The sequence below is a fragment of the Streptomyces sp. SID12501 genome, from assembly GCF_010550245.1.
Lineage (GTDB): Bacteria > Actinomycetota > Actinomycetes > Streptomycetales > Streptomycetaceae > Streptomyces.
On record NZ_JAAGLU010000121.1, the window covers coordinates 1 to 1,109 of the forward strand.

Annotated in this window: 1 protein-coding gene and 1 pseudogene; both read left to right on the forward strand. The window is 70.1% G+C overall.

Features of this window, described 5'->3' with window-relative positions; genetic code table 11:
* Positions 1 to 19: 19 nt before the first annotated feature.
* Positions 20 to 298, forward strand: a pseudogene (locus tag G3I71_RS44710) (transposase); the annotation flags it as partial.
* Between the two features lie 17 nt (positions 299 to 315).
* On the forward strand, positions 316 to 1,109 hold a 794-nt coding region (locus G3I71_RS44715; RefSeq protein WP_164324603.1), incomplete at its 3' end, for an IS3 family transposase.

A 1,109-nucleotide genomic window follows, 5' to 3' on the forward strand; every position in this document is an offset into this window, starting at 1 on the left:
GATGTCCATCATGGAGAGCATGGGGAAGAAGAAGCCTCGGCCTCGCCGTTCGTTCACGCCGGAGTTCAAGGCTGAGATCGTCGAGCTGTGCCGGCGCGGTGACCGTTCGGTCGGTCAGATCGCCAAGGACTTCGACCTGACCGAGACCGCGGTGCGGCTGTGGGTCAGCCAGGCCGAGGTCGACGCGGGTGAACGCGACGGCCTGACCAGCGGTGAGCGCGAGGAACTGGCCGCGCTGCGGCGGGAGAACCGCCGGCTGCGCGAGGACGTCGACATCCTCAAGCGGGCCACGGCTTTCTTCGCGAAGGAGACCCGGTGACGGCGCACCCGTTCATCGAGGCGGAGAAGCGAGACGGTCACAACGTCAAGCGCGTGTGTGAACTGCTGGAGGTCTCCCGAACCGCCTTCTACGCCCGCCGCACCGGCAAGCCCGGACCGCGGGCGGTCCGCGACGCCGAGCTGACCGGGCAGATCACCGCGGTCCACGCCACGTCGCGCGGCACCTACGGCGCTCCACGCATCCACGCCGTGCTGAAGCGCGAGGGTGCCCTCTGCGGACGGCGCCGCGTCGCCCGACTGATGCGGGCGGCGGGCCTGGAGGGCCGCCACCGCAGACGCCGGCACCTGACCACCGTCCCCGACCCCCGCGCCGCCACCCGGCCCGACCTCGTCCTGCGGCAGTTCGAGCCCGACCCGGCCGGCATCGACACCCGCTGGTGCGGCGACATCACCTATGTCCCGACCGAGGAGGGCTGGCTCTATCTGGCCACCGTCATCGACATCGCCTCCCGCCGGGTAGTCGGCTGGGCGACAGCCGATCACCTGCGAACCGATCTGGTCGCCGACGCCCTCACGGCGGCCTGCCGACAGCGTCGTCCCACCCGGCCGGTGATCTTCCACTCGGATCGCGGCTGTCAGTACACCAGCCAGCAATTCGCCACCCTGGCAACGCAGTTCGACGTCCGCCTGTCCGTCGGCCGCACCGGACAGTGCTGGGACAACGCCCTCGCCGAGTCGTTCTTCGCCACCATCAAACGGGAGTTGCTCGACACGAGAACCTGGCTCAACCGGGCCGCGGCCCGCACCGCGATCTTCGACTTTGTCGAGGG